18 protein-coding genes are annotated in these 19222 nt (G+C 43.6%); 14 read left to right on the top strand and 4 right to left on the bottom strand.

All coding sequences use genetic code 11. From position 1 onward, the window contains the following. Positions 1-841 precede the first annotated feature (841 nt). From DRI82_RS13260 to DRI82_RS13245, 4 genes are all read left to right on the top strand, one after another. Positions 842-1468: an AAA family ATPase gene (locus DRI82_RS13260; protein ID WP_114194394.1), complete on the top strand. Its 627-nt coding sequence runs from the start codon at positions 842-844 to the stop codon at positions 1466-1468. Then, positions 1465-1674 (top strand): plasmid partition protein ParG, encoded by a 210-nt coding sequence (locus DRI82_RS13255; protein ID WP_114194393.1) that lies wholly within the window; start codon positions 1465-1467, stop codon positions 1672-1674. Before DRI82_RS13260 ends, DRI82_RS13255 begins: the two co-directional genes overlap by 4 nt. A gap of 1666 nt (positions 1675-3340) precedes the next feature. Next, a complete protein-coding gene (locus tag DRI82_RS13250; protein WP_114194392.1) occupies positions 3341-4336 on the top strand; it encodes a replication initiation protein in 996 nt (331 codons plus the stop codon). Positions 4337-4980: 644 nt separating this feature from the next. After that, a complete protein-coding gene (locus DRI82_RS13245; RefSeq protein ID WP_114194391.1) occupies positions 4981-6624 on the top strand; it encodes a Na+/H+ antiporter in 1644 nt (547 codons plus the stop codon). A 54-nt stretch (positions 6625-6678) separates the two neighbouring features. Here the strand turns inward: DRI82_RS13245 and DRI82_RS13240 are convergent, their stop codons facing one another. Then, positions 6679-8109 (bottom strand): EmmdR/YeeO family multidrug/toxin efflux MATE transporter, encoded by a 1431-nt coding sequence (locus DRI82_RS13240; RefSeq protein WP_114194390.1) that lies wholly within the window; start codon positions 8107-8109, stop codon positions 6679-6681. 191 nt (positions 8110-8300) lie between these two features. Here DRI82_RS13240 and DRI82_RS13235 point away from each other — a divergent pair, with 191 nt between their 5' ends. Next, complete coding sequence (locus tag DRI82_RS13235; protein WP_114194389.1) at positions 8301-9737, top strand: EmmdR/YeeO family multidrug/toxin efflux MATE transporter; 1437 nt, start codon at positions 8301-8303, stop codon at positions 9735-9737. 376 nt (positions 9738-10113) lie between these two features. Here the strand turns inward: DRI82_RS13235 and fabD are convergent, their stop codons facing one another. Together fabD and DRI82_RS13225 are read right to left on the bottom strand one after the other, a co-directional pair. Beyond that, the gene (gene fabD / locus DRI82_RS13230) at positions 10114-10968 is read right to left on the bottom strand and encodes an ACP S-malonyltransferase (protein ID WP_114194452.1); all 855 of its coding nucleotides are present in this window, start codon (positions 10966-10968) and stop codon (positions 10114-10116) included. A gap of 68 nt (positions 10969-11036) precedes the next feature. Continuing rightward, complete coding sequence (locus DRI82_RS13225; RefSeq protein WP_114194451.1) at positions 11037-11300, bottom strand: phosphopantetheine-binding protein; 264 nt, start codon at positions 11298-11300, stop codon at positions 11037-11039. A gap of 279 nt (positions 11301-11579) precedes the next feature. Here DRI82_RS13225 and DRI82_RS13220 point away from each other — a divergent pair, with 279 nt between their 5' ends. The 9 genes from DRI82_RS13220 to DRI82_RS13180 all read left to right on the top strand — a co-directional run bounded on the left by DRI82_RS13220 (position 11580) and on the right by DRI82_RS13180 (position 18554). Further along, positions 11580-11900, top strand: a complete 321-nt coding sequence (locus DRI82_RS13220; protein ID WP_157968068.1) for a hypothetical protein — start codon at positions 11580-11582, stop codon at positions 11898-11900. A gap of 31 nt (positions 11901-11931) precedes the next feature. Continuing rightward, a complete protein-coding gene (locus tag DRI82_RS13215; RefSeq protein WP_170138710.1) occupies positions 11932-12510 on the top strand; it encodes a 3-hydroxyacyl-ACP dehydratase FabZ family protein in 579 nt (192 codons plus the stop codon). After that, a complete protein-coding gene (locus tag DRI82_RS13210) occupies positions 12500-13783 on the top strand; it encodes a beta-ketoacyl-[acyl-carrier-protein] synthase family protein (protein WP_114194387.1) in 1284 nt (427 codons plus the stop codon). Before DRI82_RS13215 ends, DRI82_RS13210 begins: the two co-directional genes overlap by 11 nt. Before the next feature lies 1 nt (position 13784). Then, positions 13785-14522 carry an SDR family NAD(P)-dependent oxidoreductase gene (locus DRI82_RS13205; protein ID WP_170138709.1) on the top strand — a complete coding sequence of 246 codons (738 nt, stop codon included), beginning with the start codon at positions 13785-13787 and terminating at the stop codon, positions 14520-14522. Between the two features lie 15 nt (positions 14523-14537). Beyond that, complete coding sequence (locus tag DRI82_RS13200; protein WP_114194385.1) at positions 14538-15776, top strand: hydroxymethylglutaryl-CoA synthase family protein; 1239 nt, start codon at positions 14538-14540, stop codon at positions 15774-15776. Further along, on the top strand, positions 15769-16503 hold the full coding sequence (locus DRI82_RS13195) for an enoyl-CoA hydratase/isomerase family protein (RefSeq protein ID WP_114194384.1): 735 nt from the start codon (positions 15769-15771) through the stop codon (positions 16501-16503). The genes DRI82_RS13200 and DRI82_RS13195 overlap by 8 nt, the downstream gene beginning before the upstream one ends. Continuing rightward, on the top strand, positions 16490-17242 hold the full coding sequence (locus DRI82_RS13190; protein ID WP_114194382.1) for a polyketide synthase: 753 nt from the start codon (positions 16490-16492) through the stop codon (positions 17240-17242). The genes DRI82_RS13195 and DRI82_RS13190 overlap by 14 nt, the downstream gene beginning before the upstream one ends. A 2-nt stretch (positions 17243-17244) precedes the next feature. Next, a complete protein-coding gene (locus DRI82_RS13185; RefSeq protein ID WP_114194380.1) occupies positions 17245-18033 on the top strand; it encodes an SDR family oxidoreductase in 789 nt (262 codons plus the stop codon). Positions 18034-18113: 80 nt separating this feature from the next. Next, positions 18114-18554, top strand: a complete 441-nt coding sequence (locus DRI82_RS13180; RefSeq protein WP_114194378.1) for a lipocalin-like domain-containing protein — start codon at positions 18114-18116, stop codon at positions 18552-18554. A 123-nt stretch (positions 18555-18677) separates the two neighbouring features. Here DRI82_RS13180 and DRI82_RS13175 read toward each other — a convergent pair whose 3' ends face one another. Next, a complete protein-coding gene (locus tag DRI82_RS13175; RefSeq protein ID WP_114194376.1) occupies positions 18678-19106 on the bottom strand; it encodes a universal stress protein in 429 nt (142 codons plus the stop codon). Between the last annotated feature and the right edge of the window lie 116 nt (positions 19107-19222).

The raw sequence follows: 19222 nt of genomic DNA, 5'->3' as shown, positions 1-19222 counted from the left end.
TCTACAATCCCCATGTGATGAGAATGAGCTCATGGACTCATGGGTTAGTAAAAAACAAAATTAGAATCCTGTGATTGTACTATCCCAAGATTATGCAATTAAAGTAGTAGGAAGATTTTATAATTACGTAATCACAGGATTATGAAATCACAAGATTCAAGGATTAGCACATGCCTAATCTTGTAATCTTGTAATCTTGTAATCTTGTAATCTTGTAATTCGAGCATCATGGAAATTTAATATAACTCAATGGTATTCAATTACTTAATCATAATAAAACCAGAATGATTAGAAGGGCAGGGGGCTTAACTCACTTTTTACCAGAGAATTATGCAAATTTCTCCTTCTTGAAAAGCAGTGAGAGCGTCTGAATAACACCACGCGAAATCATCAATTATCATCCGGTCTGTTGCAAGAAGAATGCTATCTGATCGGCAAAACTTGCTGCTGTATAAACATAACGACGGGAGCCGTGAACTGAGACGACAAGAAATGCCGACGGGAGTTCGGGATAGGCAGGAAAGCAGGGATGACCTTCTGGATTGAAGAAACCATCAGCAGAACGACATCCGCCAGGGTTTTCCTTTCGATCCCTATGCCAGCAACTTGTCGCAATATATCTCGATTCTTTTACCTACGAGTAGCACTCATCGCAGGTTAGTCGTGGTATGAAAACGTCGCGCAAAGCCAAATCCCAGAATCCTGAGATTATATGATTTTATAATCATATGCATTGAACTCTCTTTTTTCAATGGTATAGTAGCGAGATTCAGTAATCCTATAATTATAGGATTTAATAATTTCACAATCCTAGAATCCTAAGATTCGCGAGGTGTCCTCCATGGCAACCAAGATTATTTCTTTTCTGAACGGTAAAGGCGGGGTAGGTAAAACAACAACATCAATCAATATTGCAACATGCCTTGCGCGCAAGGGACACAAGGTTGTAATGGTTGATACCGACCCACAAGGCAGCATCAGCAACTGGTACGAAGAAGGGAAGTGTCTCTTTGATCTGGCTGAAGCAGCTTCCGAAAAAGAAGTCTATACAGTACGTAAGCAACTTAAAGAATATGATTTCGTCGTAATCGACGGAGCAGCAGCGATATCCGCTATTTCTTCCGCAGCGGTCATGGTGAGCGATTTGGTGCTTATCCCTGTTACTCCATCACCTTTGGACTTTGCGGCCTGTGGTGCGATTCTGGCGGTCGTAGAAGCACGTGAAAACTTACAGCCTGTGATTGCCCGCTTTCTCATTACGAAAAAAGTCGCTTCTGCAAAAATGCTGTCGGTGCTGAAAGACTCAATTGCCGATACCGGTGTTCCTGCTTTGAGAACAGGAACAACACAGCGGCAGATTTACATCAGAACAATGCTTGATGGCGGCACAGTGTTCGATACGACTGACGGCAATGCCAGGGGTGAAATTGAAATCATGACTAATGAAATCCTGGAGTTATTGAAATGAAAATGAAGCTTGGTACTCACAAACAGTTGTCTTCAGCGCTTGATGCTGTTTCAAAACCCCCAGTGGCAATGAAAAAGCTTCAAACCAACATTGATGAAGATCTCCACAAACGCTTTAAAACGTCATGTTTTCTGCAAGACCGTGAAATGAAAGATGTTCTAACAGAACTGATTGAAGCCTGGCTAGTCAACAATGAAAAAAAGTGAGTAGACCCTCCGTGGAAAGGATCGCATCTGAGATAGGTTCAACCGATCCGCTTTTTGGATCCTGCCATCAATGCGATCCGGCTGGATCTCGGTACTTCGTGGGAAAACAGTTAGTAGATGTCGTCAGTAAACAATTGCAGGATAAGAGGTTTTGTTGATATTAGCGTCAAATTCAGGGGAGGGGAAAGGGAGTTGATCTGTATTTGGATCCAAAGATCAAAAATAGATCCTTTGTTTCTTTTTAAGTTTAAGATCTTTAAACCTTTAAGGGGGGTTTTTTCTGTTAATTTTCAAGATATTACAAGAAAATTTGTGGAGTGATTTCCTGATGAATGTGGATATATTTCCTGAACTAAGTGGAATGATTTCCTGAGAAATGTAGAGTTTTTTCCTGTGGGTAACTTTAGCATTATCAAAACGTTATGAATGTGGAGACTTTTCCTGTGGATAACATATTGATCTCCACCTGCTCTGGATCCTCCGATAACTCTCTTTTCACTTCTTTTGTGATCCTGATCCCGATTAAACGTGGAAAGATTTCCTGTAGTAATAAACACGCTAGAAACAGCTAAAATCTGCAAGTGCAAAAAATGTGACACCGTCACGCCATCACTTATGCGATATGTGGAGCAATTTCCTGTTACTCCCTATTGTCCAAAGCACTCATTCTTCCGATAAATTAACCAATCTCATACCCAATACTGATTTTACTAACGTGGAAGGATTTCCTGTTACGCATTTTTTGCGTCAGCCAACCTGCATGTTGCAATGTCCAGGATAGTCAAATGTGGAGTAATTTCCTGTTGCGATTTCAAGATTAAAATTATTATAAATCATATACATAATTCTTATTCGTCATATGCTGAATCTACATGTGGAATGATTTCCTATCATTGGGACTTCGCATATGTGGAGTGATTTCCTGTTTGTCTTTTTATGGTCAGGGGGAGGCAAAAAAGGACACTGTCACCTCTTATGTGGAGTAATTTCCTGTACCTTGCGATCACCTTTAATGTGGAATGATTTCCTGAACGGATAGGGCGGTACGAAGTAAGGATCTTAAAAATTCACAGTTGATGGGCTGAGTTCCCTTGATTAGAGCGAGAAGCGCTACCCGTTTTCGACTTATCTTATGTGTGGAATGATTTCCTGTATCTATAGTAGGGAAGGTGGAGTGGATGCCGCAAGACAATGCTGGCCTGAATAACCCCTATGTGGAAGGATTTTATGTAGTGATGGAAGATCAAAATTCATTGAAAACATATATTTATGAATAATTTTTCGAAAAAATGTTCAATGTTTTTAGCTTTGAATATGCTGTGACAGCCTAAAAAGATGCGCTGATCCACATTTATCATATGTGGAGAAATTTCCTGCCAAGCCAAAATAAAGTGATTGAAATCAAAGAAGTGACGATGTCACTTTTACGAGGCGTTCTTCTGCTTATGTGGAGTAATTATCTGTTTAATGTATACGTTTCAATAAGGCGAAAAGGCGGGTCAGATTGACCAGGAAAAAGCATATGTGGAGAAATTTCCTGTTCCTATTTTTTCATTTTCCTTTTTAATGTATATTAATCAATAACTTATTTGATAACATTTTTGCTTTACCTTCATATTTTTTATGTGGAATAATTAAAACTCATTCCACCTATGGATCCTGCTACATGGAACTCAATAAACTTACCGTTGTTCAAGGTAACGACCTTTTGGAGGGTGCATATAGCGTCACGCTCGATGAGATGCGTTTACTGAACCTCGCTTTGGCACAAATTGATAGCAGGAAACCTCAACCCGATGCCTTGTACCTCCTTTACCCGAATGATTATCAGCGGATCTATGGTGTGAATCCGACGAGTAGCCATCGCCAATTGCGTGAAGCTGCAGAGAGTCTGATGAAAAAACCTGTAACGATCTACAAACCTGATATCAAGACGGGAAAGATCCGCACTGTGCAGCTCTCTTGGTTCTCCCGCCTGGAATATGTCAGTAATGATGAGCATAGCGCGGTTGTACTTCGTTTCGGGCAGGACGTTGCGCCTTATCTGTATGAGTTAAAAGAGTCATTCACCAAACTCAATTTTGCCAATATCGCCAAGCTGGATACGCCATTCTCAGTCCGGCTGTATGGTTGGTTGATTAAAGCAAAAAATCTCTATGGACGCCGTTCCGGTAAAGCGATTGAAGTTACCCTGGAACTGGAATGGATGAGAGAGAAGGCGGGCCTGACGGGTAAATATGAAGATTACCGCGATTTTCGCCAGAAACTGTTGGAGCCAACCATTAACCGTATAAATGCCAATACGGATATCTCTGTGATATGGGAGCCCGTTAAAAAGGGCAGAACGGTTATTGCCATCCAGTTTTCTTACATTGATGAATCCTGTCCCGAAGCCAGCAAACCGCTTCGCCCAAGGCTGCCACGCCGCCCTAAAGTGGTTGCAGGTTCGGATCTCGAAGGAAAGTGGGCGCGTCGCTGCATAGAGATCTTCGCCGAATATCGCACCAAATTAGATGCTTACGACGTTGATGAGAAATTGGCGCTGACCGATCTTCGAAAACTGGTCGACTGGTACAAGGTAATTGGCGACAAAGCGGGGATGAAGGAAACAATGGCGGAAATCACCGCACGGAAGAAAAGAACGCCTGCAAAAAATACCTAATTGATTTTTAAAGGAATTCATTTTATCCCTGATGTCTACGCAATAATCATTCACAGGGTTATCCCCCGTTTCTGTGGGTAACTTTGCGTAGCGTCTCGCGGATTTGGAACAGTTCACTCCTTTTTTGCCCAATCACCGCGCAGGAAATTACTCCACATTAGTCCTCAAAAGCCAACAAACGAAAAGTCACCTTCAGTAAAAAAAACGAAACGCCTGCACTTTGATATCCATGATCCTTTTTGTTTTGTTCTCAAAGATCGAAAGCATTTATCTCTCCGAATGGTAAGTGAGCACTTACATTTATTGTTTTTTTGCTATGGAGTGGCTAACAAACCACTCGGCAAATTTTCTTTGAAGAGGTGAACATCAGCCAGGACGTTTGAGAGCATTCTTATCTACGTTTCTGATGTCGCCAGCCGGACAGCCAGTGAGTCTTTATCTTTAACATTTAAGCCACAACTCATACCAGGTAAACGTGCGAAACTGTATGAAAAATATTGCTATTCTGAATGATTAGCACGGCTTAGAAAGTATTTACGGTGTATATTAGTAAGCTTGGTTTACTAAGTGACCGCTATATGGATGGTGCTGTCTCTTGCTGATGCATTTGTTGTTAATTTAATGAATAACTTTGAGGGGAATATATGGATATATTGTTAACTATCTTGGTCTTAGCTTTGGTCGTATCTTTATCAAGCATTATTACACGCATCGCTCCCTTCAATATCCCATTACCTTTAATGCAGATAGCTGCAGGCACGCTGCTGGCGATGCCTATTTTTGGCCTTCACGTTGAATTCAATCCTGAACTGTTCCTGTTATTGTTTATTCCCCCATTACTGTTCTCGGAAAGTTCACGCATACAGACCAAAGATTTCATTAAGCATGGCCGTGAGATCGTCGGGCTTGCCTTGATACTCGTACTCATCACGATTTTTGGGGTCGGCTATGTCATTCATATGATATTGCCGAACATCCCTCTTATTGCAGCATTTGCACTTGCGGCGGTATTGTCGCCGACTGATGCTGTAGCGCTGTTGGGGATCGTGGGTAAGGGCAAAATACACAAGAACATACAGGAGATACTGGAAGGTGAGGCATTGATGAATGATGCTTCGGGTCTGGTCGCTCTGAAATTTGCTATTGCTATTACCATGGGCACGATGGAGTTCAGCATCCATGGCGCAACGATTGAATTCTTCTGGGTCGCATTGGGGGGAATAGTCGTTGGTGTCGCGATTACCTGGCTCTATGGCAAAATCCTTTTGTTGATTAGCCGCTATGCACAGGATGAGCCGTCGATTCAAATCGTGTTGATGTTATTGCTGCCTTTCATTGTCTATTTGGTGGCCGAGCATGCGGGATTATCTGGTATTTTGGCGGCAGTAGCTGCTGGATTAACCATGAGTAGTATCGGTGTCGTGCATCACGCGCCGTTACGTTTGCGTCTGAAAGCGCGAAGTACCTGGTCGATGCTTGAGTATATTTTCAATGGCATGGTGTTCCTGATCCTGGGGTTGCAATTACCCGAGATCGTAGCTGAATCCTTTACGCGTGCTGAAATCGATCCCACGGTTGAGACCTGGTATTTGGTTCTGGATATCATCTGGATCTATTGTGCCTTGATGTTTTTACGATTCAGCTGGTTGTGGGTGATGCGTCAATACAGCCTTAAAGTGAAAAGCAAACATCCGATGATTTTTGCCCATTACAGTACCCGCGACTTACTGGTAGCGACATTTGCTGGCGTGCGTGGTGCGATTACTTTGGCGGGCGTGCTCTCAATTCCTCTGTTACTTCCTGACGGTGAACTTTTCCCCGCACGTTATCAATTGGTTTTCCTCGCCGCAGGGGTGATCGTGTTTTCATTGCTTTGCGGCGTGGTTTTGTTGCCGCTGTTACTGGGTAAGAACGTCACGATCATCAGCGATAAACTGCAAAAAGAGGAGAAAGCGGCGCGGATGTTCATGGCCAAAGTAGCCATTGTTACCGTACAGAAGAAGCAGGAACGCCTGCTCACTGACAGCACGGAAAATATCGATAACGATATCATTCTGGAGACGGGGGCGCGGGTGATTGGTTATCTGCGGCGCGGCGAAGATGAAAGTATCACTGAGGAGATTAATCACCAACGTGAAAAGTTGGAACGTGCGTTTACCCTTGCTGCACTCAATGCCAAACGGGCTGCTATCTACCAATTGAGAGCTAAACAGGAAGTGAGTGACGAGACAATGGCCAAGATTGTTCAGGAGATCGATCTGCTCGAAGTACTTATCGCTGAACATTGAGTTTGGATTCCCCCGGCAACACGGTGTCGGGGGATATCCTGAAACTCTGGAACGTTACGTCTGCTTTTCAGGGCGATAACGCCATAGCCAACGACCCGTGGCCATTCGTCGATAAAACAGGATGCCGCGCACGATCCAGTCAGCAAACATTCCCATCCAGACGCCAATAACACCAAATCCCAGCATCACGCCGAGAACATAACCTACAACCACGCGACATCCCCACATGCCAGCCAGCGCAACCCACATGGTATAACGGGCATCTTTTGCCCCTTTCAGTCCTGCAGGCAGCACCCAAGCCGCAGCCCAGACCGGTGTAAACAGCGCATTGAGCCATATCAGGTGCTTAACAATCCTTATCACTCCGGGCTCGTCGGTATACAGGGAAGCCAGAAATCCTGCGGTCGGAATGGAAAGGAAAGCCACAAAACAGACACCAACATTGGAAAGCCAAAAGATATGCTTTATCTGGCGGATTGCCTGCAGGAGCTGACCTTTACCCAAGCGGGTACCGATAATAATCGTCGACGTCGAACCCAAGGCATTTCCTGGCAGGTTGATCAGCGCCACGATCGAAAATGCGATAAAGTTTCCCGCAATGATCTCGGTTCCCATGCCCGCAACAAAACGTTGGGTAATCAATTTGCCGATACTGAACATCACAGACTCAATACTGGCGGGGATCCCAATACTTAACACCTCCAGAAGAATAGCGGGGGTGAAGGGGGAGAAATAGGCTTTGAGTGGGATCCTTAGCGCATTTTTAACGCCGCTCATCAACACCAGAATGATGATGAGTGCGCCTATATAGCGGGAAATCGCAATGCCAATTGCAGCACCGATAAAACCCATTCCTTCCCATCCCAGACAGCCGTAAATAAGGAGGTAACTGATCGCAATATTAAGGATGTTCATACCGATATTGATGAACATCGGAATCTTGGTGTTACCTGCTCCCCGTAATGCAGCACATCCCACCAGCGTTATCGCCATTGCTGGATAGGCCCAAACGGTAATCTGGAGATAGATCAGGGCCATTATTTTGACCGGTTCATCGGCCTGGAACGCGATGAGATCAATGATCCCCTCACCAAAAAACTCAACCAGCAGCACCAGCAGAAAAGAAACCAGAACCAACATCGATATTGATTGCCTTGATGCCGATCTGGCCTGTTTTCGGTTTCGCTGACCTAGACTGAAGGCGACAACCACCGATGTTCCCAGGGCTACCGACATGAAAAATGCACCCACCAACATATTGAAACTGTCTGCGAGTCCCACTGCCGCCATGGATTCTTTACCCAACCAGCTCACTAGCAGTGTGCTGAAAACCCCCATTAAAACGACGCATAGCCCTTCAACGAAAATCGGTACCGCAAGAGGGCTGATTTCACGCCAGAATAGAACTCGGTTAGAACGTCGTTTTTTGTACCATGCACTGTCCCGGAAGAAATTCTTGCTTGCTATCCCGGAAATCCCTTCCATTTGACCAGACCTCGTATCCCTAAGTTAGGGTATGACATATTTAGTTACAGGGCGGAGATAATAACACAGCTCACCACCATAAGAAGTCAGGTTGCTGGGCGTGCTATTCTCTACAAAAAACTTTGCATAGTTGCGCATCTCTTATCATCCTGATTTAAGTCACTTCTCGTTTTTCACAAGCTGGAACCATCTTGCAAAACCTCAGAGTCTCTCTGCACCACGCTATCGCGCGTACGCCGTGGTATCAGAAGCGTCATTCCTATCGGGTACTTTTCTGGCGCGAAATTACCCCATTGGCTGTACCCATCTTCTTCGAAAATATGTGTGTTCTGTTGATGGGCGTCCTGAGCACATTCCTTGTGAGTTGGTTAGGTAAAGAGGCGATGGCTGGCGTAGGGCTGGCGGACAGCTTTAATATGGTCGTCATCTCATTTTTTGCGGCGATTGATCTTGGTACCACGGTGGTGGTGGCATTTAGTCTGGGGAAACTCAACCGAGAAAGGGCGCGTGCTGCTGCCCGCCAGTCTTTGGTATTGATGACCCTCTTTTCAGTTGCGCTCGCACTGGCTATTGAGCTTTCCGGGCAAACGATCATTAATTTGATAGCGGGCAATGCATCACCGGAGGTGAGGAGGCTGGCATTAAGTTATTTGCGGGTAACCATATGGAGCTATCCAGCCGCAGCGATCGCGCTGATTGGATGCGGAGCCCTGCGCGGGGCGGGCAATACTAAAATCCCCATGCTAATCAATGGTGGGATGAACATCCTGAATATCGCGATTAGCAGCGTACTGATCTATGGTTGCTTTTCGTGGCACGGTTTGGGTTTTGTTGGTGCTGGGCTCGGGCTGACGATTTCCCGCTACATTGGCGCGGCAGCGGTCATTTACGTGTTAATGATTGGCTTCAATCCGGCGCTAAAAATTTCGCTTAAAAGTTATTTCACTCGGCTGAACACCAACATACTGAGGGAGGTTTTAAGCATTGGCATTCCGGCCAGCATTGAATCGGTTCTGTTTAATGGCGGAAAACTGTTGACGCAAATTTTCGTGGCAGGAATGGGCACCAACGTTATAGCGGGGAATTTTATCGCTTTTTCGATCGTTTCACTGATCAATTTACCCGGGAATTCGCTGGGTTCGGCGTTAACCATCATTGTTGGTACTCGCCTGGGGAAAGGGCAAATCGGGCAGTCTGAGCGTTTACTCAGGTATATATTCTGGTTGTCCACCATCGGGTTGTGCGTGCTTGCTTTTATATCCGTTCCCTTTGCGGGTCTCTTTGCGTCGTTTTACACCCGCGAGGAAGACGTTATTGAAGTGGTGAAAACGCTCGTCTGGTTAAATGCCGCATTCATGCCTTTCTGGGCTGCATCCTGGGTCTTGCCGGCATGTTTGAAAGGCGCTCGCGATGCGCGATTCACCATGTGGGTATCGATGTTAGGGATGTGGGGATGCCGCATTGTATTCGGATATATATTGGGCATTGTGTTGGGATTTGGTGTTGTCGGCATTTGGCTGGGCATGTGTCTTGACTGGATCGTCCGCGCGCTGTTTTTCTATTGGCGCATGGCCAGTGGTCGCTGGCTGTGGAAGTATCCGAAGCCCGTAAAGCCATCGAATACATAAATATTCACTCAAGGATGTTGACGGCTCCCCCGATCACGGGGGAATACAGCCGATGTTTTTAATGATGATAAAAAACTCTAACAAGAAAAAATTAAAAAAGCAGAAATTAATGTAAGGAATGGTGTATTTGATCATTTATTCTCTAGAGAGGATAGATAATTTAATAACCTCAACTCACAAAAAAATTAGTATTTACAGTGTGGTAAAAATATAAATCCGTGGTTAAATAAAACCCCGATTAATTATTGGTAATATTATGCATACATAGAGAGAAATAATGCGAAGAATTTACAATAATATTTCCACCTAACATATGCCCGTTTATTTTGGAAATTTACCGCCCGCTTTTTTGTCTCGTGATTATCCTCTAAATAATTTAATCATCTCTAATATTTTTGATCATATCCAACAATAAAGAACTTCCTCCCATTTCCAAGAAATTGCTCACCCCCTGCGTGCGCATATAAATTATCGATTGTCGCCATAAAACCGGTTTATTCATATGTTCTGAAAGATTTTGCATCACAGATTGTAGACTATATGGTCGGCCCGTTCTATTTGCAATGACAGGTATTAGTGGGTCTGAAAATGAGAAGTTTTTCACATATTCACTAAATTTTACAGCTGCAGCATTTAGCATTGAACTATGAAACGCACCGCTCACTTTCAGTACAACATATTTAACTGCGTTGTTGTCATAAAACACGTCCTCTGCAAGATGAATACTCTCAATGGGTCCTGATATAACTATCTGAAAGTCAGAGTTTAAATTGGCAATTGAGAGGTCAAGGTGACGATTTTCAGCAATAATGTGCATCACTTCTTCTTCATTAAGCCCCATCACAGCAGCCATGCCGCCGCCCATAATTTCAGACATTAGCTGTGCTCGTTTATTTACAATACGTAATCCAGTTTCAAAATCGAATACACCGGCAGATTGTAATGCATTAAATTCCCCAAGTGAATGACCAGCCAGAAAAATGGGGGTGGTTTTACATTTTTCAATATATTGTAGATAATACAAGGCATTAATGGTGTATAATGCAGGTTGAACGTAACGAGTATTCATGAATTGCTCGGTGGGGCAATGCAGAAAGAAATCCCGAATACTAAATCCTGAGAGCTCTTCAGCCTTTTCCAGTAATTCTGGCCAGATATCAAAGACTACTGTCTCCATCCCTGAGCGTTGTGCTCCCTGACCTGGGAATAATATTGCCTGGTTTGAAGTCACATTCAGCTCTCCCCGTCCGTCGTAACGCTGCATTGTAAAAACTCTAATCATTGAGGATATATTTATCCTTATTTATGAAGCTCTTGCACCTCTGAACTGCTTGTTACAAACAGATCTATCAAGCCATTGATAGATTTGATGTTTTTGAGTTCCGTACGTGGGACTTTTATTTTCAACTCCCTCATGCTCCCCGAGACAACGGAAACAATATCTAAACTACTTGCTCCATAGTCTGCCATCGATTTTTGTAAATCAATTTCCGATTCATTGATGTCGTTGACTGCGTTGATAATATGCTTTTTTACAACTTCAACGATGTGTTCTCTGTTCATGCTATCCCCCTGACTCATTACATTATTCATTGCGATCTCATTATTTATAGTCGTTTTTTTTGTAACTATCAACCTGTCGATACTTATTTCTTTTTTTGCTGAAAATCCTTTAATATTCAATATTTTTAGAGGATATCATCACTGATAAGTGCAGTTATTTCACAATTTTTACAAAATACGCCATTGGCATTTCTGATAACGCACTATATACTTTTTGAATGCAAGAAGCTGATCATCTGCAAGGACATGCTCCCTAACTAATCAGACAAGATGAATATCATGTCCACTGTTACCTGCTACTCTATTTATGCTGTCTGTGGAACTTGTGACCACAGTTTATTTGTTGATTATGTAGATGGGTCGCTTTATACCCATGAAACCGATTTACTGCAGCAAATAGAACGCTGTTCACACCAGACACTCCACGCTTGGCAAATGCAACATCATCCTCAAATTTCTGAAATATTTGAAATAGAAAATGTTTTTTCTAAAGAAGCTGCTGAAGAAGCAGTCTCATTTTGGAAGGCCTATTTTAGTTCGCTTGGAAAAAATGTTATTGACAGTACGCACGTATGTGAGGTGTTCAATGGATACCAATAACAGGAATGCTTCGCACAAAGACGGCAGCATAATGGAAAATAGGCTCCTCTCAATTTATGATGCAACATATCCCAACCCTCAGGATTTAAAACAAATTCAACTCAATCAGTTGAAAGTGAAGTTATTGTTTTCCGACAATGTCGCTAATGATCTGAAACAATCATTCGACCAGCGACAGATAAAAAAAATGATACCGCACCGAGAACCATTTCTCCTGGTCGACAATGTGGAGTTAGTTAATCTCCAACTCAGATTAATCAAAGCCACAAGAAAAATAGATAAAGAAGATCCGGTGTTTAGGGGACACTTCCCTGATTATCCCGTATATCCTGGGGTGTTGCAGCAAGAAAGTATGTTTCAAACCGCCCTTATATTATTGTATTTCCTACTCAATGAAACTGCCGAGCCTCCTGTAGAGGAGCAGGTTACTAATGCTGTTGGCACACGCATATATGATGTTTTTCATTTGTCAGCGGTGCATCCTGGGGACTTAATGACTATTCGATGCGGCATCATTGAATATGATTCACTGATTGCGACCGCCATTGTTCAGATCACAGTCAACGATAAAATCGTCACCATCGGAAAAGGAGAATTTTGTGTCATCTAACCGCATAGTAATAACAGGAATCGCCATTAATACCCCTCTTGGTGACACATTAGATAATGTGGGCAATAATTTATTGTCTGGAAAATCAGCCATTGGTTACTGGCGCAGTGTCGATACCAGCAAAATCTATTCCAAGATTGGTGGGCAACTCCCTGAGTATGATACTGAAGACAAGCTGCGCGCATTTGATGGTCGCATTTCCGATGCCGTAGTTGCTCGTGCTGAGCGGGTCTTTAAGCAGACCAACAAGAACGTGCAACTCTCCGTATTGATGGCAATGGATGCCTGGCTTGACGCCGGGCTATTCGAGCAAACCCTTGACCCCTACGAATGTGGAGTAATTTGTGGGGGGCATAATCTGTCTGATCACTATTTACTTACTCAACAAGCTGTTTTTCTCGATGAACCTGAATTTATTGATGCCTTTTGTGGATTGAATTCGCTCGATACTGACCATTCATCCTCTGTGGCTCAAGTGTTGAATGCAAAAGGACTGGCCTATCTCATCGGGGGCACCTGTGCTACAGGAAACGTCGCTATGCAGGCGGCAATCAATGCGATCAAAGTGGATAAAAAACAGGTGGTGGCCGTCGTTTGCCCAATGGCATCTTTCCACCCGCTGATGCTGCACTCCTTAACGATTTTGGAAGCTATCTGTTATAGCCAGTATCAGGATGCGCCAACCAAAGCCAGTCGTCCTTATGACATAAACCGGAGCGGTTTCCTGCCCAGTGAGGGAGGGGCAGTGTTAATCCTTGAAGAGGCCGAACATGCCAAAAGCCGTGGCGCGGAAATTTATGCAGAACTTCTCGGTGCAAGTATTAACTCGGATGCTAACCACCTGGGTGATCCTTCTCATGAAGGGCAAGTTCGAGTCATTCAGGATGTACTGAAAAAATGTCATATTGCCACAGAGCAGGTCGATTATGTCAGCGCCCATGCCACTTCCACAAAAATAGGTGACATCGTTGAACTTAATTCGATTAGAAAAGTGTTTGGCAGCCATGCGGAAAAACTGATTATCAATGCACCTAAATCCTTGCTTGGACATACCATGTGGGCGTCTGGTGCCGTGGAAGCGGCCATTGCTATCTGGCAAATGAAACGTGGGGAATTTCATCAATCACATAATATTGAAACCCTCGATCCCGCTGTCGATCTGAATGTTTGCGCTACCGGCAATGTAAAAAAAGACGTTGATATTTTTCTGAACAACTCTTTTGGTATGGGGGGCATTAACAGTGCCAGCCTGTTCAGGCGGTATTATGACTGACATGAGCCTTTTTATCAGTGGCGGAGCCAGTGGTATTGGGCGAGCGGTGGTCATTGCCGCGCTGAGCAAAGGTTGGAATGTCGGTTTTAGCTACCACCGCAACAAAGAGGGTGCACAGCAGATCCTTGAGATTGCGCGAGCAGAATTTCCTCAGCAATTATGTCATGCCTATCCGCTAGATGTGGTGGACAGCGAAGCAGTGGAGTCGACGGGCGATTGCGTTATTGCTGATTTTACGAATATTGATGCGGTAATTTGCAATGCAGGCATGGATTTACCCTGCAATCTGGTGTCAATGACTGATGAGGATTGGGCACTGGTGCTCAATACCAACTTAAGCGGTACCTTTTATCTTATTCGTTACTTTCTACCGCTATTTATTACCAATAAATATGGACGGATTGTCACTGTTTCCTCTCTCGCTAAAGATGGATCGTCAGGACAAGCGGCTTACGCTGCATCAAAGGCTGGCCTGGTCGGATTAACCGGAACTACAGCCAAGGAGTATGGCCGTTTTGGTATTACAGCCAACGTGTTGGTACCCGGCTTAATTGATACTGAAATTATTGGTAATGACGTTAAAGGTATCTCACAGTTTTTTGCGCAGCACTCTCCGGTAAGGAGACTTGGCTCAACCAGTGAAGTAGCGGAAGCCATTTTGTTTCTTGCCAGCAGAGAGAGCAGTTATATCAACGGGGCTGTCTTCAATGTGACGGGTGGGATTGATTGGGTTTATTAATTGCCGGGGGATCAGATGAACGATATTGGTATTGAAAAAATAAGTATTTACCCCAGCAGCCTTGCCTTGGAGATGTCTGAACTGGCGCAAGCACGAGGTGGAGACAGAAAATATATTCAGGAAACGTTGATGGTTTCGACGCGTAGCTTGGTGCCTTTGTGTGAAGATGCCGTCACCCTTGCCGTTAATAGCGCCAGAGAGATGCTAACCGATGTGGATCGCTCGGATATCGGCTTGTTTATCATTGCAACAGAGTCTGGTTTAGACCAGGAAAAGGCATTAAGTACCTGGGCCCATCGCTATCTGGATTTACCTGCTGCTTGTCGTGTTTTTGAATTGAAATCTGCCTGTCATGCCGGTGCCGCTGCGTTGAAGGTGGCTGAATCATGGATATCCTCCGGTCTGAATCGCGACAAAAAGGTTCTACTGATCAACGTCGACATCAGTAATAACATGACCCGTCACGGAATGATGGAATATAGTCTTGGCGCTGGGGCCATTGCGTTACTCATTTCAAATAAGCCACTTTTTGCCGTGATTGAAACGGGTAAATCGGGTGTTCATACTCATGAAGTCACCGATGTCATACGCCCTCTTCCCTGGAAAGAGATTGCCTTTGATGTAGAGGCGAGTCTTTTTTCCTATATGGATGGCGTCGAAAGTGCTTTCGCAGAATATTGCCAGCAAACACCAGAAGCGAGGGATCCTGTTTATTTCGATTATAATATTTATCACCTGCCTTTCCCTGGAATTAGCAAAGAAGCACATAAAGTCTTGCTCGAGCTACAAGGCGTATTTGAAAAAGAGGCATTCGTCACTTCATTTAAACAAAAGGTCGTGCCTTCCTTGTATTATTCGCAGCAAATCGGTGCGACTTATTGCGGCAGTATTTTTCTTTCCCTGTTCTCGCTTATATCGCAGGCACCAAAACTTAAATCAGGGGAACGCATAGGAATCTACTCCTATGGTTCGGGTTCCTGCGCGGAATACTTTAGCATGCTTGTCGGGGAGCAAGCGTCAGAGATCGCACAGCAACAAGCCATGAGCCTCGATGCACTACTGGCTCAGCGGCAAGTTATGGATGTGACAGCATACGAGCAGTTGGAAGAAGCCCGAAGTGCACAAATGCAAGGGCAAAGTTACCGAGCAGACAGAGACAATTTGCAGGACTGGTATGCTCACCACTACGGCGGGAGCGGCCATCTCATTCTTGAACGTATCGATAATTACTTGAGGAGTTATCGCTATGCATGAATATGTCATGGTACCCATAAAATTTAACCCCGACTTATTAGCCGACTTCGAAAGCCGGTTTACCTCCGCGTTAAATAACGAGCAATGTCATGTTATCGTGCTCACTGGGGATCTCAACTGGTTTAGTATGGGCATGGATCTTGATTATATCTCTACAGATTACGAACCGCTCTTTATTTCGCAATTCTGTAATATACTGAAAATGGTCAAAAATAGTCCAAAACCCGTTTTAGCCAGAGTTGAAGGAGATGTTATTGCAGGGGGAATAGCGCTGATGTGTGTCGCGGATTATATTATTTCTTGCGAAACAGTTTCGTTTAGCTTGCCAGAATCCACCTTTGGAATAACGCCAACAATCGCGATGTCCTGTTTACTTGAACGTATCACTCCTCATCATCTTAAATTCCTCGTATGGAGCGCAACGGCTATTTCTGCCAGAAAAGCCCTTGAGTGGGGCATAGTAGACAAAATAAGCACGACGGAAACAATAGAGCAGGATGTTCGGGCGATGAGCAATAAACTTTCCCATATCCCGGCGTCCATTATACGAGAAAGTAAGCTGCTTTTGGACTGGCATTCCTCTTTTGATAAAACATTGGATCTGGGTTCTCATCTTCTTGGGGAGAAATTAAGTGATCCCCAGATTATTGAAAAAACACGTCATTATCTGGAATGCATCAGTTTGTTTAATGATGAATATGCGGATCATCAATATGAACAAAATTAATTTAGAAGTTCATTCTGAGGGGGTTGTTTTTTTCCATATTAACGACCCGGTAAACAAAAATGCAATTGATGATGAATTCTGCTTGCAACTTTATAGTATTGTAGAAACGATAAAAAAAGACAAAAGCATCAAGGTCATTATCCTGACCGGGTTACCCGATATATTTTGCACCGGTGGAACGGAAGCGTTTTTACAAAGCCTGATAACTCACTACAAAACCAATATTGAGCACGAGTATGCGAACCATCTCAAGCATCTTTTGGATATACCCATTCCCGTGATTGCAGCGATGGAAGGAAGCGCTACCGGCGGTGGATTGATATTAGGCTTATATGCAGATATTTTAATCGCAGCAGAAGAGAGTCGTTATGGACTCTCGTTTATGAACATGGGTTTCACTCCAGGGATGGGTTCAACCGCTATGAGTCAAGCGGCTTTTGGTTACTATACGGGTTTTGAGATGATGGTCACTGGTAATTATCTCAAAGGCAATGAGCTGAAAGGAAAATGCTGTTTTAACTATATATTACCCCGCGCCGAGGTCTTGGATAAGGCGATTGAATTGGCCACAGCCATTGCTGAGAAGCCTCGCCATAGCTTGGAGTTACTGAAAAAATACCTGTCAATAGAAAGACGTAAAGCCCTTGAGGAAACGAGCACTATCGAAGCATTTATGCATCATATTTCATTTAATCAGCTTGATATTGAAAAAAATCTACACGACAATTATACGGGTTAATTATGATGAATAACTTCACTGAAATGGTTGTATTAATCACTGGTGGCACAAAAGGCATCGGCCATGCCACTGTTGAAAGTTTTGTGAAAGCCGGTGCGAAGGTATATGGTACTTATTACTGGGGTGATAATTTAAATGAGCTTGAAAAATATTTTTCTCACTATTCCAATCCTCCCGTTTTTGTACAGGCAGATGTTCGTGATGAAGATGCCACGCGCCGTTTAATTGAAACTATCGCGAAGGAAAACAAAGGTCTTGACATTCTCATTGCCAATGCTGCTTTTGCTCCTCAATTTAAAGATAGTTATGAATACCGCGATTTTCTGGATAGCGTTGAACACAACGCCTGGCCTCTCATCAGTTATATCGATACTATTAAAAAGTGCTTTGGCCAATTTCCCCGTTATGTTGTGGCAATAACGTCAGAAGGTCACCGCAGTTGTCATATAGGAGGATATGATTATGTCGCGGCATCGAAATCCGCGCTGGAAACATTTACTAAATATATTGCAGCGCGAGATAATATTATTATTAACTGCGTTTCACCTGGTGTGGTTGACACTGAAGCCTTTGAATTGGTTTTTGGCAAAAAGGCACAAACTTTTCTCAGAAAATTTGATCCGGATTTTATTGTGCAACCTGAAGCCGTCGCAAATGTGATAGTTGCCCTGTGCAGCGGCTTAATGGATGCAGTCCGCGGACAGGTCATCATGGTAGACAATGGCAAAATGTTTACCGATAATTTCACAAAATGGATTAAAATGATTGGTGTACATTTCGATGATAAATAATTCAGGCGCACCTTGGTTTCGACATTATTTAGCCTGATTTGGTAATAACACTATTTATTGTATGTAAAAAGGGGGAAATTATGTCTGATATCAGCAATAATCCATTTTTAGGCCGCTGGAAACTGGTGTCCTGTATAGGAAAAAATGGCGCTAAAAATATCTATCCCTTAGGGGAACTCCCTTTTGGTATGCTAATATATACAGAACAATATATGATGGTTTTTATTTCATCCAATGAGAGAAAGAAATTTAGTACGAATGATATTCGTGCAATAGAACCTGAGCAGGTAATGTCAGATTTCTCCAGGTTTGAGACGTATTGTGGTAGTTATGATATCAATTTTAATAAAAAAATTGTTACTCATTTTGTAGAGAACAGCAAAATCCCCAATCAAATTGGTACACAACTTTGCCGATATTTTAGCTTTGAGCAGCAAAAACTAATGCTAAGATCTACCGATAGTCTGTTGCTTAATGGCGAGCCATGGTTGGTTGAACTTATTTGGGACAAGCAGGAATGAACCACCGCCGCCTTATCACTATCAACGCTTGCTTTTCTTTAATAGTAGGCCCCGCGGTGGTGTAACTGCCAAAACTCCCCGTCTGTGCGCGAGGGTTTACGGGACAAATGCTAAATGCTCCCTTTACCTCACAACCAACACTGACGTCATCGCGTGGCGTACAATCGCTGAGGCATTTGAGCCGAGTAAGTAAGTGGTTACGCTCGGTCGACGAGAACCGACGACAATCAGATCCGCGCCTATTTCCTGAGCCAGTTCCAGCACGCTGTCACGGGCAGCGCCAAAACTTACGCTGCACGTCACCCGGTCAGAGGGAATATTTACGTTCTTGATCATCTCTTCAAGGGATAGTTTCGAATGTTTTTCAATGTCATCCCGGGATACCAAAGGAATTAAACCTCGTTCACCGACATACGCTGATATGTCATAAATTGCGTAAAAGAAATGGACCTTTGCCTGTGAGAATTCTGCCAGTTTTTCTACATGGCGTAGAGCTTTTGCGGTGAGTTTGTCTTCACTAATATCAACTGGCACTAAAATGGTTGTATACATAACACCCCCTTCTTTTTGGCACGTTGAACCTGACTGTTAATAGGATTATTAATCAATCAATTATTCTTTACTGTGATGGGCTTCAGCGTAACGTAAAACACCTACACCTACACCAA

The organism is Edaphovirga cremea (genome assembly GCF_003332275.1).
Lineage (GTDB): Bacteria > Pseudomonadota > Gammaproteobacteria > Enterobacterales > Enterobacteriaceae > Edaphovirga > Edaphovirga cremea.
Note: the sequence above shows the minus strand (reverse complement) of the source record. Positions and strands in the feature narration are given on the sequence as shown.

Excerpts from the sequence above, each read along its gene's own strand:
- DRI82_RS13260 (WP_114194394.1), top strand. The coding sequence starts at position 842 with ATGGCAACCAAGATTATTTCTTTTCTGAACGGTAAAGGCGGGGTAGGT.
- DRI82_RS13255 (WP_114194393.1), top strand. The coding sequence starts at position 1,465 with ATGAAAATGAAGCTTGGTACTCACAAACAGTTGTCTTCAGCGCTTGAT.
- DRI82_RS13250 (WP_114194392.1), top strand. The coding sequence starts at position 3,341 with ATGGAACTCAATAAACTTACCGTTGTTCAAGGTAACGACCTTTTGGAG.
- DRI82_RS13245 (WP_114194391.1), top strand. The coding sequence starts at position 4,981 with ATGGATATATTGTTAACTATCTTGGTCTTAGCTTTGGTCGTATCTTTA.
- DRI82_RS13240 (WP_114194390.1), bottom strand. The coding sequence starts at position 8,109 with ATGGAAGGGATTTCCGGGATAGCAAGCAAGAATTTCTTCCGGGACAGT.
- DRI82_RS13225 (WP_114194451.1), bottom strand. The coding sequence starts at position 11,300 with ATGAACAGAGAACACATCGTTGAAGTTGTAAAAAAGCATATTATCAAC.
- DRI82_RS13220 (WP_157968068.1), top strand. The coding sequence starts at position 11,580 with ATGTCCACTGTTACCTGCTACTCTATTTATGCTGTCTGTGGAACTTGT.
- DRI82_RS13215 (WP_170138710.1), top strand. The coding sequence starts at position 11,932 with ATGGAAAATAGGCTCCTCTCAATTTATGATGCAACATATCCCAACCCT.
- DRI82_RS13205 (WP_170138709.1), top strand. The coding sequence starts at position 13,785 with ATGAGCCTTTTTATCAGTGGCGGAGCCAGTGGTATTGGGCGAGCGGTG.
- DRI82_RS13200 (WP_114194385.1), top strand. The coding sequence starts at position 14,538 with ATGAACGATATTGGTATTGAAAAAATAAGTATTTACCCCAGCAGCCTT.
- DRI82_RS13195 (WP_114194384.1), top strand. The coding sequence starts at position 15,769 with ATGCATGAATATGTCATGGTACCCATAAAATTTAACCCCGACTTATTA.
- DRI82_RS13190 (WP_114194382.1), top strand. The coding sequence starts at position 16,490 with ATGAACAAAATTAATTTAGAAGTTCATTCTGAGGGGGTTGTTTTTTTC.
- DRI82_RS13185 (WP_114194380.1), top strand. The coding sequence starts at position 17,245 with ATGATGAATAACTTCACTGAAATGGTTGTATTAATCACTGGTGGCACA.
- DRI82_RS13180 (WP_114194378.1), top strand. The coding sequence starts at position 18,114 with ATGTCTGATATCAGCAATAATCCATTTTTAGGCCGCTGGAAACTGGTG.
- DRI82_RS13175 (WP_114194376.1), bottom strand. The coding sequence starts at position 19,106 with ATGTATACAACCATTTTAGTGCCAGTTGATATTAGTGAAGACAAACTC.